The following is a 12,381-nucleotide window of genomic DNA, read 5'->3' as shown; positions in this document are numbered from 1 at the left end:
CTGATAGTGATGAATTCCATGCAGAACGATAGCTGGTGCCCCAGCGCCGCCATTGAAATAATCAAGGCGCGTGCTGAAAAATTGCGCACTATTCGTGCCTTTTTTAGCGAGCGTGGCTTGCTCGAAGTCGAAACGCCAGTGCTCGGACGCGGAGGAAGCACGGATGTTCATCTCGATTCACTCTCATTGATGGCCACCACCCCGAGCGGGCAGGAGCGACTGTGGCTGCAGACCTCGCCAGAATTTCATATGAAGCGGCTGTTGGCGGCGGGCAGTGGGCCGATTTTTCAGCTTGCCCGCGTGTTCCGCGATGGCGAAGTCGGTCAGCGTCATAATATCGAATTCACCATGCTCGAGTGGTATCGCCCAGGGTGGACGCTCACGCAGTTGAGTGAGGAAGTCGATACGCTGATTCGCCATGTGCTGGCAAATGATCCGGGACCGACCCGTTGGGTACGCTACCGTGATCTGTTTCGTGACGCGCTGGGGCTTGATCCTTTTACCGCATCGATCGATAGGCTACGTGACGAGGCGTTCCGTATCGGTAACATCGAAACCAAAGAGTGGACGCGCGATGATTGCCTCGACTTGCTGATGAGCCTGGTGATTGAGCCGATGCTTGGTCGGCGGGGCATTGATATTGTTATTGATTATCCTGCCTCCCAGGCATCACTGGCCAAGTGCAAGCATGATGAGGATGGTAGTCTCGTTGCTGCTCGCTTCGAGATTTATCTGAACGGTATCGAGTTGGCCAATGGCTATGATGAATTGCTCGAAGCTGAGGAACAGAAGGCGCGCTTCGACGCCGATAACAAGGCAAGAATGGCGTTGAATAAACCCCAGGTCGAAGCAGATCACCATCTAGTGGCCGCGCTTGAGGCGGGTATGCCGCCTTGCAGCGGTGTCGCGCTGGGTGTTGACCGTCTGATCATGCTGGCGTTGGATAAGTCTTGCCTCGAGGAGGTCGTGGCATTTTCTAGTCGCAACTGCTGACGCATGATGTGCCGAACGGCGCCCCTGAAGTAAGTGAATCGCGTACTGTCTTGAGTGCTTGAGGTGCAAAGCCCCGGCGTGGCGCCGGGGACTTCGTATGTGTAAATATTAGACGTAGGCGATCGGCGCGGCGAGTTTCTGACCGAGCAGTACCTTGCGGCCCTTCATCTCGGGTGATAGCGGCTCATCGAAGTCGACGGTGTTGGGAAAGCACATCACTACCGATGAACCCAGCTTGAAGCGACCGATTTCTTCACCTTTATCGAGGGTGACGGTGCGATCAAAATAGTTGTTCTGCGGTACGGCAGAAAGTGGCGTGATCTGGCCGGCCCAGACGGTTTCAATCGCGGCGACGATCATTGCCCCGATCAATACCAGCGCCATTGGCCCATATTCGGTATCGAAGATGCAGACTAGCCGCTCGTTGCGGGCAAACAGGCTCGGCACATGATGGGTGGTGGCACTGTTGACCGAGAACAGCCGGCCCGGCACGTAGACGGTCTGCCTGAGCGTGCCGGCGCATGGCATGTGGACACGGTGATAATTACTTGGCGAGAGGTAGACGGTGCCGAAGCGGCCGTCGCGGAACGGTGCAGACAGAGCTTCGTCGCCGCCAAGCAGTGCGGTCAGGGAATAGTGGTGGCCCTTGGCTTGGATCAGGGTGTCGTCTTTGATTTCGCCGTACTGCGACAGCACGCCATCGGCAGGGGAAACGATACCTTCCCCGATTGGACGAGCGCCTTCCTTGAGCGGGCGTGTGAAGAACTCGTTGAAGGAGGAGTATGCGTGCGGGTCGGAGTGCAGCGCCTCACTCATGTCGATGTCGTAGGCGCGAATGAATCGCTTGATGAATATATCCTTGACCCACGGCAGTTGGCAGTCGGCTATACGTCCGACCAGCCGGGAAAGCAGGTGGTGAGGAATCGGATACTGTATCCAGGCAAAAAGCTGATCGCGATTCACGATAGGGCAATCCTGAAACTGAGAGAAAGTGGCCGCACCTTAGCGCAGGGGAGACACCGGCTCAAGAACCACCTTGCGATGTGGCGCCAAGCCGAGCGTATAGCGTTACTTAGCGTTCAATCGGCGTATCGTCACGATTACCCCATTCCTGCCATGAACCTGGATAGGCACGCATCCTGTCAAATCCCAGCGCCTTGCCGACCAGCCAGGTGAAACCGCTACGGTGATGGCTCTGGCAATGCGTGGCGACTTCATGGTCGGGAGTGATGCCCTTGGCCTCAAGTTCGGTCACCAGCTCAGCGTAGTCGCGCAGGCGCAACTGGCGCTCGCGATCCATGGCGTCTGTCCATTCAAAGTTGACGGCGCCGGGAATATGGCCCAGGTGCTTGTTGCTGCCTTTCTCACCGCGATACTCCTGTGGGCCCCGTGCATCCCAGACGACTAGCGACTTGTCACCAAGGCGCTCGGCCAACTCTTCGCGCGTGATGAGGACTTCGGGATGCAAGTACTCGGCGTGGTAGCTGCTGGGCGTTGGCGTATGCGGCTCGGTGGAGAGCGGCAATTGCTCGGCGCGCCAGGCGTGGATGCCGCCGTTGAGATAGGAGTAACGGGTATGACCGATCAGTTCGAGTGTCCATAGCAGGCGACCAGCCCAGCCGCCGCCTTCGTCATCATAGGCGATAACATGCGTATCGCGAGTCAGTCCTAGCTCAGAGAAGAGCTGGGACAGTGCTTGTTCTTCGGGTACGTCATTGGCTACGGGAGCGGTGCCGGCCAGTAGACGGCGATAATCGAGATAGATCGCACCGGGGACATGGCCTTCCGTGTAACTTTCGGCTTTGGCAGGTACGTCAATGATCAGCAGCGAGGCATCACTTAACTGTTGGGAAAGTTCGGAGGGTTCGATAATCAAAGGCAAAATATTGCTTTCGGTACTCATGGCAGACTCCCTTATGGCTTGGCTTCAGCATGACACACTTTGCCTTATGCCACGAAATCAAAGGCGTCGTTCATGTGCTGCATACAGAGCTTCTACTCATAACGATAAGGCCCAAGCAACCTTAGGCCATGCTGCGGAGCACGGCAAACCCGCCTGATGGAGCGGAAAAGCTGTAACGAAAGTACGGTAACAACATGTGATTCTGTATACTGCGCCTTCCATGAGTCCAGTCGGAGACAACCATCGTGCTCGAGCGAGTGTTTAATATAAGAACGCAGGGCAGCAACGTGCGCCGCGAAGTGTTGGCGGGTATCGCCACCTTTCTTGCGGCGATGTATATCATCGTAGTCAATCCGGCGATTCTCAGTGCCGCTGGAATTCCCTTTTCCAGCGCTCTGACGGCAACCGTTCTAATCAGCTTTTTTGGCAGCCTGATGATGGGGCTTTATGCCCGTAACCCAATCTTGGTCGCCCCGGGTATGGGCATCAATGCGCTATTTACTTACACGATGGTGATCGGTGCCGGCACTCCCTGGCAAACCGCGCTGGGATGTGTGTTCTGGGCGGGAGTATTGTTTGCGATACTCGCCGCATTCAATGTGCGCCAGTACGTGATCGATGCCATTCCAGCACAGCTGCGTTACGCCATTGCCTGTGGCATCGGGCTGTTTATCACCATTATCGGATTGGTCAACGCCAAGCTCGTCGTCTCGAACCCTGTCACGGTCGTTTCTCTTGCCCCGATGAGCGCGCCGATTGTTACCTTCCTTATTGGGCTGGCGGTCACTGCTGTACTGGTGGCCAAGCGCGTACAGGGTGCACTGATTCTCGGTATCGTCATCACCACGCTGATGTCTATTCCAATTGGGCGACTGTGGGGCGATGGCAGTGCTTATTTTCCACCGGACATGGCTATGCCAACGCTGGTTAATTTCACGGGGATTTTCGCTTGGCCTGATTTCAGCGGCATCATGAAGGTCGATATCATGGGTGCGTTGCATCTTGCCTACGCGCCCTTTATTTTTGTGATTCTGTTCACCATCTTCTTCGATGCCCTGTCGACCTTCATGGGCGTTTGTCAGGCCGGTAATTTGCTTGATGATAACGGTGAGCCGCGCAATATCCGCCAGTCGATGGTGATTGATGCCTTCTCTGCTTTGATCTCGGCACCGCTGGGTACTAGCCCGGCCAATGCTTATGTCGAGTCGGCGGCAGGGATCAGTCAGGGCGGACGTACCGGTCTGGTGGCGGTTATCGCCGCGCTGCTGTTCTTGCCGTTTCTGTTCCTCTCGCCGCTGTTATCACTGGTGCCAGCGATTGCTACAGCGCCAGCGCTAATCATGGTCGGTGTATTCATGCTCGACCCGATTCGCTCGATCAACTGGTACGAGCTCGACGATGCCATTCCAGCATTTCTGGCAATGATCCTGATTCCCTTGACGTATTCGATTACTCACGGCGTGGTGTTTGGTTTCCTGGCCTTTGTGCTGGTCAAGCTGGGCGTGGGTAAGTCACGTGAAATAAAGCCCGCGATGTGGGTACTTTTTGCATTATCGATATTGTTGCTTTTTCAAGAGTAAAAACGTCGGTGATAGTGATAAAAACGCCGCATTAAGTGGCGTTTTTCATCATTGGAAAGACAGGAAACACAGACATAAAAAAGCCGGCGAAACATCGCCGGCTTTTGCTTCAAGCAGAAAGTGAAACAGATTACATCTGTTCTTTCTGAGCGCCTGATTTGGCTGGAGCTTTTCCAAGCGTAGGTGCTTGACCCTGAGGCTCTGGCTTCTGCTTGACGGTAAACTCACCGCGACCGTCGAAAGACGGACCACTAGACCAACGACCTTCAGGAAGTTCCTTGTCCAGCGAGGTATTGAGAACATAATAGGAGTGTTCCATGTTCTCATGCGCTTCGGGAGTGGAATTCGGAATCGGCAGCGATGCAGGTAGACCACCGAGCTCTTCAATGACGGCCAACCACTGTTGCTGGTGCATGGTGTCACGGGCAATAAGGAAAGAAAGCATGTCCTTCATGCCCTTGTCTTCAGTCATATTGTACAGGCGTGAAGCGAGTACACGACCAGTCGATTCAGCGGTGACGTTGGCCAGCATGTCGGCGGCTACGTTACCGGAAGCGTAGATATGGCTCATGTCAAACGGTACGCCATTGGCGTTAACCGGCATGGCAGCCATACCTGAAGACAGCACGTGACGCGGATTCATCCCGCCGAGAATGGCATGCACAACGGAATCCTTGGCGGCTGCTTCTTGAATGGTAACCGGGGCACCTTCGAGGTTCAGCGCTACTGCGTGAGCCAGAATTTCGATGTGCGAAAGTTCTTCAGTTGCCGTTGACATCAGTAGATCGCGAATACGGTCATCGCCGCGCGTACCCATCGCCTGGAAGAAGTACTGCATGGCTACGCGGATTTCGCCTTCGATCCCGCCAATGGCCTGCTGTAGTTGATTGGCAAACTGCGGATCGGGCTTGTCTACTTTGACTTGATATTGAAGTTTTGAGGAATGATGAAACATGGTTAATCCTTTTCGTTTAGTTTCGGTAGAAGCTTAGAAAGCCCTACGTGGCTTAAACATTCCGGAAACTTTCGAGGTGTCGCTACTCTGGCGTCGCCAAAACAAGATAAGCCTGCCGTGATACGTCTCCTCGTAAAGCTCCGGGCCCTCCCTGTAGGGTGCGCCATTCGATAAGGCACCTAATCACCATAGGCAGCGATGGCGGTAAATTCAAAAAGATAAGGAATAAAGTTTCACTATTGGCTGGATAGTCTTTCCACATTTATTACGCTTTCAATCGGTTATGCGCACAAGCGATTGTGAGACTATGCAGAAGGGGGCATGTGATAGTCGCTCATAATTCACATGAGCGACGTATCGACATCGCTTATGTGCTCAAGCTGGCGATGATGCGGCGGAAACTGTCAAAACGCGTGGCTGAAATTTCACCTTGTTCAACCGCCTTGAGAATGGCGCAGCCAGGTTCGTGAACGTGACGGCAATCCCGAAAACGGCAGTGGCCAAGATGGGGGCGAAACTCGATGAACCCTTCGGCAACCTGACGTTCATCGAGGTGCATCAAGCCGAATTCACGTATGCCTGGCGAGTCGATCAGATCGCCTCCAGCAGGGAAGTGATAAAGCTTGGCGGTAGTGGTGGTGTGGGTCCCCTTGCGCGTGTCCTCGGAGAGCGCGCCTACTTTGAGTTCTTCGTCTGGCAGTAGGGCATTGATCAGCGATGATTTGCCAACGCCAGACTGGCCGACGAAAACGGAGGTTCTCTCGGCGAGATTTTGGCGCAGCTCTTCGAGGCCACCATCTTCACGTACTGTCGCATTGATGACCTCATAACCCAACCCTTGATAGCGGGCCAGGAGTTCGCGCAGCTCGCCGCCATGTGGCGGTAGTAAATCCACCTTGTTCAGTACCAGCGCCGGCTGTATCTCGGTAGTTTCTGCGGCGATCAGATAACGGTCGATCAGATTGGGATGCGGAACAGGTTCGGCGGCAAAAACGATCAAGATGCGATCAATATTAGCCGCAACCGGTTTCAATTGGCCGCGATGATCAGGGCGTTCAAGCGTGGAGTCACGCTCGCCGCGAGCCACCACAACGCCGGTGCCGTCATTTGCTTCACGCCAACTGACCCGGTCGCCGGTCACGAGGCTATCGAGATTGGCGCGCCTATGACAGCGGTGCACACTGCCATCATTGGCTTCGATATCGAGCGTGCGACCAAAGTGGGCGATCACGCGCCCCGGCTGCTCAGGGCCATATTCGCCTGCCTCAAGCTTGCCACGGTCATTTTCATCTCGCCGGCTTGCCCGTGCGTTGCGCTCGGCCTGTACCTTCTCGACTCGCCAGCGCTGCTGACGGGACAATTTTCGTGTGCTCATGCAATTCCGTTACTGAAGGGGCGGTCGCTATAAGGCGACGGTGTTCGGGATGGTTTATGGTGATGCCCGCGTTGCTGTAGTAGCCTGCGCGATTGTACGCTTTGAATGCAGTATGTTTCATCCTTGTCACATGCCGCTAGCGATGTCCTCGCATTGTCTCAATACTAGTAGGAGAGTCCATGACCGATCCCAGCAAGAATCGCCTGATCTGGATCGACCTTGAAATGACCGGGCTTGATCCCGAGCGCGAGCGCATCATTGAAATTGCGACCATCGTCACCGATGACCAGCTAAATGTGATTGCCGAAGGGCCTGTGATGGCTATCCACCAGCCCGATACGCTGCTTGCAGGGATGGACGAGTGGAATACGCGAACTCATGGCGCATCAGGGCTGACTGAGCGGGTACGTAATAGCACAAGCGATACCCGAAATGCCGAGCGAGCCACGCTTGAATTTCTCGCCTTGCACGTTGCCAAGGGCAGCTCACCAATGTGCGGCAACAGCGTGCATCAGGATAGACGCTTTATGCAGCGTGAGATGCCTGAGCTTGAAGCGTATTTTCACTACCGCAACCTTGATGTCTCAACGCTCAAGGAGTTGGCAAAGCGCTGGAAGCCTAACATTTTGAATGGTCTGACCAAGCAGGGTACCCACCTCGCGCTCGATGACATTCGCGAGTCGATAGCGGAGCTTAGCTATTATCGTGAGCACTTGCTGGCACTTTAATAGTCTCTGTCAGAAGAGTGTCTACAAGCGATGCCGATCAGGCCGAGACGATCACAGTCTCGGCCTTGCGTTTTTGCTCAGCTAATGCCCAGCGAACGTGCTCGCGTACCAGATCGGAGGGGAAAGCGAGACGGGCCTCAAGTGCAGCAACGATCGCCGAAGAGTAAGGCGCATTGCCGAGCCCCACGGCAAGATTGCGCAACCAGCGTTCGTAACCGATGCGTCTGATCGCGCTGCCTTCAGTGCGGGTTAGAAATTCAGGCTCGCTCCAGGCAAACAGCGTCAGAAGATCGGCCCGGTCAAGATCGTGACGCGGTGCAAAATCTTCTTCTGCACTTGCCCGAGTAAAGCGCGTGAAGGGACACACCAGCTGGCAGTCATCACAGCCGTAGATGCGATTGCCCATCGCCTTGCGATACTGCTCGGGAATAGCGCCGTGCAATTCGATGGTCAGGTAGGAGATGCAGCGTCGTGCATCGACGACCTTGTCATCGACGATCGCGCCAGTCGGACAATAGGTCTGACAGTTGTTGCATTTGCCGCAGTGTTCACTGGTGAAAGGCTCGTCAACCGGCAGTGGCAGGTCGGTATATAGCTCTCCAAGAAAGAACAGTGAACCGGCTTTGGGATGCAGTAACATCGAATTCTTGCCAAACCAGCCTAGACCCGCTTTCTGAGCAATGGCACGTTCCATGACCGGGGCCGAATCGACGAAGGCCCGAAACCCGAATCCACCGATATCAGCCTCGATCCATTTGGCGAGCGTCGTCAGACGCTTGCGGATCAGCTTGTGGTAATCGCGCCCCAACGCATAGCGAGAAATGTAGGCGCGTTGCGGCTGGGACAGCACCTTGGTGGTCTCGACTTCAGGCGGCAGATAATCGATACGCACGCTGATAATACGTAGTGTATTAGGCACTAGTTCAGCCGGGCGGGTGCGTTTGGTGCCATGCTTATGCATGTAATCCATTGCGCCATGGTGACCCGCTTCGAGCCACGTCTGCAGATGCGGTTCGTGCACCGATAGATCCGTATCAGCGATCCCCACATGCTGAAAACCAAGCTCGCGCCCCCACGTTTTGATACGTTGTGCCAAGGCTGCAAGGTCGGGTGAGGTGCGATGAGAAGTCACATTCTTGTGCGTAACGGAATCGGAAGAATCCATGGCTATGAGAGGCAGTGCCTCGATAATGGGTCGACAGAGAATGAATCAGGATATTTTGAGGGGAGGCACACCCTACACTATCGTCACAGCGAACTCTACGGTCGCCACGATGTCTTGATTTAATTATATATCGCTTTGAGAGGAGTACACGGATGTCGAATTCAGGCGAGAACACGCTTTATTTCGCTCATCAAGTTCGCGAGTTGGATCACAGTACGATAGATGCGGGCATCTCGGGCTTTGAGCTGATGCGCCATGCTGGCGGGGCTGCCTTTGAATTGATCAAGCGCTTGTGGCCCGAAGTAAGAGGCATCAGTGTTGTATGTGGCAGCGGCAATAATGCCGGTGATGGCTATGTCGTTGCGGCGTTGGCGGCGCGTGCCGGGTTGGAGGTTCAACTTATAGCGTTACGAGAACCCGCTGCGCTCAAGGGCGAGGCCAGCCAGGCGGTAGCGATGGCGCGTGACGAACAGTTAGTGCCACTCGCGTGGAGCGAGTTCAACCGCTTCGAGGGCGAGATCATTATCGATGCGCTGCTGGGTACCGGCATTTCCGGTGATGTTCAGCCGCCCTATGATGAGGCAATCAATGCGATCAATGGCAGCGTTCTTCCGGTGTTGGCACTCGATCTGCCCTCCGGCCTTGATGCCGATACCGGGGTAGTACTCGGCCAGGCCGTCGAGGCGCAACACACCATTACCTTTATCGGGCGCAAGTTTGGGTTGCTGACTGGGCAGGCACCTGACTATACCGGCACGCTGCATTTTGCAGCGCTGGGTGTCGATGCCCGCGTACGTGAACGTGTCGCTTCAGCGGGAACGTTGCTTCAACCCGAGCGGCTTAAGCAAAGTCTACCGCGTCGCAAGCCGACCACACACAAAGGGCACTGCGGCCACTTATTGGTAGTCGGCGGACGTCCCGGGTTTGGCGGGTCAACCATTATGACAGCCGAGACTGCTGCGAGGGTGGGGGCTGGGTTGGTGAGTCTTGCTACCGATCCTGTGCATATTCCGCCCGCGCTGGCCCGATGCCCGGAGATGATGGTCAAGGCTGTGCGTAACGCACTTGATCTTGAAGAGCTGCTGGAGATGGCTGATGGCGTAGCGATTGGGCCAGGCCTCGGCCAGGGGGCATGGGGCGAGGGGTTGCTTGATGCTGTGCTGACAGCTGAAGGGCCACGGGTAGTCGATGCTGATGGCTTGAATTTGCTGGCCAGCAATTACACCAGCTTGCGTCGGGATGACTGGGTACTTACGCCTCATCCGGGCGAGGCGGCAAGACTGCTCAACTGCTCAGTCAAGGATATTCAGGCCGATCGTCGTGAAGCAGCACTTGAGTTGCAGCATCGCAGAGGCGGCGTGGTTGTGCTCAAAGGCGCCGGCACGTTGGTAGTCGGAGGGCAAGCGGCTGCGCAGGTATTTGTGAATCCCTATGGCAATCCAGGTATGGCGTCAGGCGGGATGGGCGATGTGCTCGGCGGGATCATTGCGTCATTGATTGTTCAGGGGCTCGATCTGCTTGAAGCGAGCGCCAGCGGCGTGCTGCTGCATGGTATGGCGGCTGACATGGCGGCAGCGGAAGGTGGAGAACGTGGCCTGCTTGCCACTGATCTGGCATGCTACGCGCGAAGATTGGCCAATCCCTAACGTTAATATCGATGCCCACGATGAAGATGGTTCTAAAAGATGAAGCGGCTCAGGTCGCTTTCGGTGAAGTATTAGGGCGTGCGCTTGAGTGGCATGGCTGCGTATTTCTAGAAGGTGATCTGGGGGCCGGAAAGACTACGCTCTCACGTGGCGTGCTCAAGGCGTTCGGCTATACCGGTGCTGTTAAAAGCCCTACCTATACGTTGGTCGAGCCCTATGATTTCGGCGCGTATCAAGTCCATCATTTCGACCTTTATCGATTGGCCGATCCCGAAGAGCTTGAATTCATCGGTGCCCGTGAACTCCTCGACGGCACTGCGCTTAATCTGATTGAGTGGCCCAGCCGTGGTGAAGGGTGGCTACCGGTGGCCGATGTCATCGTTACGCTGTCCGTGATAGAGGAAGGGCGTCAGGCAGAGCTTGAAGCTTTCAGTAAACACGGTGAAGCCACGCTGATCAGATTGAGTCGTCTTTGGTGTAACGAGGAAGCAGATTCCTGATGAAGTTCCCTGTTCTTTTATGGTTATTCGGTTTGGTGGCGTTGCTGAGCGTAGCCATGCCTGCGCAAAGTGCCGAACTCAGTGGTCTGCGGATATGGAGTGCTGAAGACAACACGCGCCTGGTATTCGATCTCGATGCCAGCGTTCACTCCAATGTCTTTACACTTGATAATCCATCTCGGCTCGTAGTCGATCTTGACGATACGCACTTGAAAACCAATCTGTCCCATGCGGCAGATGGTGACAGTACGGTAAAGGCAGTGCGCTCCGGGATCAGGCAAGGAAACGATCTTCGTATTGTGCTTGATCTGGCACGACCTGTGACGCCTTCTGATTTCACGTTACCACCCAGTGGCGATAGCGGGCATCGTCTTGTAATCGATCTCAAGCATACTGGCGGCGGTAGGTCATCGGGTGCAGCTAAAGATAAGAGCAGCACAGCGGCAAAAGATGGCGGTGGCGACCCTATCGAGGCGATGATCCAGGCTCAGGAGAAAGAGGCCCGGGCCAAGCTGGCCGGTAGCAATCCCAAGGACGATCCCAAAGTACGCGAGGCTATTGAGCAGGAGACGACGCCGGCATCACGACAACTGGCCAAGGCGCATCCCAAGCGCGATATCATCGTCGTGATCGATCCGGGTCATGGGGGTAAAGATCCTGGGGCAACGGGACCTGGCCGGACACGCGAGAAAGATGTCGTATTGCAAATAGGCAAGCGTCTGAAAGCCAAGTTTGATGCTGCGCCGGGCTTCAAGGCATATCTGACGCGTAGCGATGACCGATTCATCCCGCTGCGTGAGCGGACCCGAATCGCTCGTCGTCACCACGCCGATTTCTTCGTCTCCATTCATGCGGATGCCGTGCGCTCTGGCAGCCCACGTGGAACATCCGTTTATGCCCTGTCACAGCACGGTGCGACGTCAGAGACGGCACGTTGGCTGGCGCAAAGCGAAAACAATGCGGACTTGATTGGGGGCGTGGATGGTGATCTTAGCCTCGATGACAAGGATGAAATGCTGCGCGGCGTATTGCTTGACCTGAGCATGACGGCCACCGTCAATGATTCACTGTCGGCTGGCAGCGATGTGCTGGGATATGTCTCACGCTTCAATACGCTCCACCGTTCCAAGGTCGAGCAGGCAGGGTTTGTGGTGCTCAAATCACCGGATATTCCATCGCTGCTGGTCGAGACGGGGTTCATTTCGAATCCAACTGAGGAGCGCCTGTTAAAAACGGCCTCCCATCAGGAAAAGCTGGCTAACGCTGTCTACCAGGGGATTCGCCAGCACTTCCTGCAGAGCCCACCGCCGACCAGTCTGCTGGCCTGGCAACGTGATCAGGCGCGTGGAGGCGGCGCCGATGAGTATCGTGTCCGCTCTGGTGATACGTTGTCTGTCATTGCACTTAATAACGGCGTGTCGTTGTCGGCGCTGCGCAAAGCCAACAATCTCGACAGCGATGTAGTCCGTGTGGGTCAGGTGCTGGTTATTCCTTGATGGCCCTAGCATTCCTGAATACGTAGCCGTAAACGAACTC

At 55.5% G+C, this 12,381-nt stretch carries 11 protein-coding genes; 6 read left to right on the top strand and 5 right to left on the bottom strand.

Annotation, left to right across the window (positions count from 1 at the left end):
* Positions 1-18 precede the first annotated feature (18 nt).
* Entirely contained in the window at positions 19-993 is a 975-nt protein-coding gene (gene epmA / locus C3Z11_RS14480; RefSeq protein ID WP_106478665.1) for an EF-P lysine aminoacylase EpmA, read from the top strand.
* Positions 994-1,101: 108 nt separating this feature from the next.
* On the opposite strand, the gene asd is transcribed toward epmA, so the two are convergent.
* On the bottom strand, positions 1,102-1,956 hold the full coding sequence (gene asd / locus C3Z11_RS14475; protein WP_106478664.1) for an archaetidylserine decarboxylase: 855 nt from the start codon (positions 1,954-1,956) through the stop codon (positions 1,102-1,104).
* A gap of 109 nt (positions 1,957-2,065) precedes the next feature.
* The gene (locus tag C3Z11_RS14470; RefSeq protein WP_106478663.1) at positions 2,066-2,896 is read right to left on the bottom strand and encodes a sulfurtransferase; all 831 of its coding nucleotides are present in this window, start codon (positions 2,894-2,896) and stop codon (positions 2,066-2,068) included.
* Positions 2,897-3,141: 245 nt separating this feature from the next.
* Between C3Z11_RS14470 and C3Z11_RS14465 the strand changes: the two genes are divergently transcribed.
* On the top strand, positions 3,142-4,476 hold the full coding sequence (locus tag C3Z11_RS14465; protein ID WP_106478662.1) for an NCS2 family permease: 1,335 nt from the start codon (positions 3,142-3,144) through the stop codon (positions 4,474-4,476).
* Between the two features lie 130 nt (positions 4,477-4,606).
* Here C3Z11_RS14465 and C3Z11_RS14460 read toward each other — a convergent pair whose 3' ends face one another.
* Both C3Z11_RS14460 and rsgA read right to left on the bottom strand, forming a co-directional pair.
* Positions 4,607-5,431, bottom strand: a complete 825-nt coding sequence (locus C3Z11_RS14460) for a manganese catalase family protein (RefSeq protein WP_106478661.1) — start codon at positions 5,429-5,431, stop codon at positions 4,607-4,609.
* Positions 5,432-5,798: 367 nt separating this feature from the next.
* Positions 5,799-6,806: a small ribosomal subunit biogenesis GTPase RsgA gene (gene rsgA, locus C3Z11_RS14455; protein WP_106478660.1), complete on the bottom strand. Its 1,008-nt coding sequence runs from the start codon at positions 6,804-6,806 to the stop codon at positions 5,799-5,801.
* A 179-nt stretch (positions 6,807-6,985) separates the two neighbouring features.
* On the opposite strand from rsgA, the gene orn reads away from it, so the two are divergent.
* Entirely contained in the window at positions 6,986-7,534 is a 549-nt protein-coding gene (gene orn, locus C3Z11_RS14450) for an oligoribonuclease (protein WP_106478659.1), read from the top strand.
* Between the two features lie 37 nt (positions 7,535-7,571).
* Here the strand turns inward: orn and queG are convergent, their stop codons facing one another.
* Positions 7,572-8,699, bottom strand: a complete 1,128-nt coding sequence (queG, locus tag C3Z11_RS14445) for a tRNA epoxyqueuosine(34) reductase QueG (protein WP_106478658.1) — start codon at positions 8,697-8,699, stop codon at positions 7,572-7,574.
* Positions 8,700-8,851: 152 nt separating this feature from the next.
* Here queG and C3Z11_RS14440 point away from each other — a divergent pair, with 152 nt between their 5' ends.
* Genes C3Z11_RS14440 through C3Z11_RS14430 form a run of 3 tightly spaced genes read left to right on the top strand, consistent with a single transcriptional unit; the run spans position 8,852 to position 12,341 of the window.
* Positions 8,852-10,345 (top strand): NAD(P)H-hydrate dehydratase, encoded by a 1,494-nt coding sequence (locus C3Z11_RS14440; protein WP_106478657.1) that lies wholly within the window; start codon positions 8,852-8,854, stop codon positions 10,343-10,345.
* A gap of 20 nt (positions 10,346-10,365) precedes the next feature.
* Positions 10,366-10,845 carry a tRNA (adenosine(37)-N6)-threonylcarbamoyltransferase complex ATPase subunit type 1 TsaE gene (gene tsaE, locus C3Z11_RS14435; protein WP_106478656.1) on the top strand — a complete coding sequence of 160 codons (480 nt, stop codon included), beginning with the start codon at positions 10,366-10,368 and terminating at the stop codon, positions 10,843-10,845.
* On the top strand, positions 10,845-12,341 hold the full coding sequence (locus C3Z11_RS14430) for an N-acetylmuramoyl-L-alanine amidase (RefSeq protein ID WP_106478655.1): 1,497 nt from the start codon (positions 10,845-10,847) through the stop codon (positions 12,339-12,341). The genes tsaE and C3Z11_RS14430 overlap by 1 nt, the downstream gene beginning before the upstream one ends.
* Positions 12,342-12,381: the final 40 nt, after the last annotated feature.

This window comes from Phytohalomonas tamaricis (assembly GCF_003012345.1).
Lineage (GTDB): Bacteria > Pseudomonadota > Gammaproteobacteria > Pseudomonadales > Halomonadaceae > Phytohalomonas > Phytohalomonas tamaricis.
Note: the sequence above shows the minus strand (reverse complement) of the source record. Positions and strands in the feature narration are given on the sequence as shown.

What these genes read in the sequence shown, in the direction of transcription:
- epmA (WP_106478665.1), top strand. Translation starts at nt 19, where the DNA reads ATGCAGAACGATAGCTGGTGCCCCAGCGCCGCCATTGAAATAATCAAG.
- C3Z11_RS14470 (WP_106478663.1), bottom strand. Translation starts at nt 2,896, where the DNA reads ATGAGTACCGAAAGCAATATTTTGCCTTTGATTATCGAACCCTCCGAA.
- C3Z11_RS14460 (WP_106478661.1), bottom strand. Translation starts at nt 5,431, where the DNA reads ATGTTTCATCATTCCTCAAAACTTCAATATCAAGTCAAAGTAGACAAG.
- rsgA (WP_106478660.1), bottom strand. Translation starts at nt 6,806, where the DNA reads ATGAGCACACGAAAATTGTCCCGTCAGCAGCGCTGGCGAGTCGAGAAG.
- orn (WP_106478659.1), top strand. Translation starts at nt 6,986, where the DNA reads ATGACCGATCCCAGCAAGAATCGCCTGATCTGGATCGACCTTGAAATG.
- queG (WP_106478658.1), bottom strand. Translation starts at nt 8,699, where the DNA reads ATGGATTCTTCCGATTCCGTTACGCACAAGAATGTGACTTCTCATCGC.
- C3Z11_RS14440 (WP_106478657.1), top strand. Translation starts at nt 8,852, where the DNA reads ATGTCGAATTCAGGCGAGAACACGCTTTATTTCGCTCATCAAGTTCGC.
- tsaE (WP_106478656.1), top strand. Translation starts at nt 10,366, where the DNA reads ATGAAGATGGTTCTAAAAGATGAAGCGGCTCAGGTCGCTTTCGGTGAA.
- C3Z11_RS14430 (WP_106478655.1), top strand. Translation starts at nt 10,845, where the DNA reads ATGAAGTTCCCTGTTCTTTTATGGTTATTCGGTTTGGTGGCGTTGCTG.